At 57.7% G+C, this 831-nt stretch carries 1 pseudogene; it reads left to right on the top strand.

Features of this window, described 5'->3' with window-relative positions:
* Positions 1-50 precede the first annotated feature (50 nt).
* A pseudogene (locus QD409_RS35415) lies at positions 51-831 on the top strand (IS5 family transposase); the annotation flags it as partial.

Below are 831 nucleotides of genomic sequence, written 5' to 3'. Positions count from 1 at the left end.
TTCACAAATCAGCTTTGGTCTGATTCAAGACTACCTTTTAGGAGGCAGTTTTGGCACGTGGCGATTTGAGCGATGCAGAGTGGCGGATCATCGAGCCACTTTTACCGAGGGAACGCGGGCGCAAGTCGCGCCCGTTGCATGATAATCGGTGCTTTTTGAACGGGATGCTTCACGTGCTGCGGGTCGGTTGTCCGTGGCGCGATATGCATGAGCGATACGGCAAGTGGAATTCAGTTTACGTGCGTTTCCGACGTTGGGCCGAGCAAGGCGTCTGGGATGCCTTAYTCGAGACGCTCGTCGAGCTGGGCCTGACAGACGATTGGCAGCATATGATCGATAGCACGACAGTCCGGGGCCATTCACAGGCTGCCGGCGCTAGGGGGGGACTCATAAGGAGGCTTTTGGTCGATCACGCGGCGGCTTTACGACGAAAGTCCACGCCCGCGCAGACGGTCAAGGACGCCCTCTTGGCTTTATCCTGACAGGCGGCGAAGCCTCCGATTACAGTGCCGTTCCTGGCTTGCTCGCGCTGCCAGTGGGTCGGCCCCGCCGCATGCTTGCCGATAAGGGATACGATGCGGACGCCATCCGCGAGGAACTTCTGCTGCATGGCACTCGTCCGATCATTCCGCCGCGATCAACCCGGAAGAACCCGCCACCTTGCGACTACCGCGCTTACAAGGATCGCAATCGCATCGAACGCATGTTCAACCGAATGAAGCAGTTCCGTCGCATTGCCACGCGCTACGACAAAACCAAAACATCATACGCTGCTTTCCTCGCTATCGCCGCCGCTAAGATCTGGTTGCCATACTTTGTCAACATCGCCTA

Origin of the sequence: Rhizobium sp. BR 315 (genome assembly GCF_050577975.1) — a bacterium.
Taxonomy (GTDB): domain Bacteria; phylum Pseudomonadota; class Alphaproteobacteria; order Rhizobiales; family Rhizobiaceae; genus Rhizobium; species Rhizobium miluonense.
Note: the sequence above shows the minus strand (reverse complement) of the source record. Positions and strands in the feature narration are given on the sequence as shown.